Source organism: Pseudoneobacillus rhizolycopersici (assembly GCF_054786815.1).
This window is the reverse complement of the sequence record NZ_JBTOOE010000286.1, coordinates 1-218: the sequence shown is the minus strand read 5'-3', so window position 1 is coordinate 218 and position 218 is coordinate 1. Positions and strand designations below refer to the sequence as shown.

The 218-nt window shown below is 41.3% G+C and carries 1 protein-coding gene; it reads right to left on the bottom strand.

From position 1 onward, the window contains the following. Window positions 1-218: AAA family ATPase (locus ACX9YW_RS23780; protein WP_460351302.1), on the bottom strand; the 218-nt coding region annotated here is incomplete at both ends.

Sequence of the window (218 nt, the reverse complement as noted above, 5' to 3'; positions counted from 1 at the left end):
CCAAAATATTAGCTGTGGTGATAAAGATGACATTAGAAAGATCATATGGCACCTCCAAGTAATGATCAGAAAAAGCGTGATTTTGTTCCGGATCTAAAGCTTCGAGAAGCGCTGCCGAAGGATCACCCCGGTAATCCAGACCCAGTTTATCAATTTCATCCATCATAAAGACAGGATTGAGTGTCCTCGTCTGTTTAATTCCCTGAATAATTCTGCCT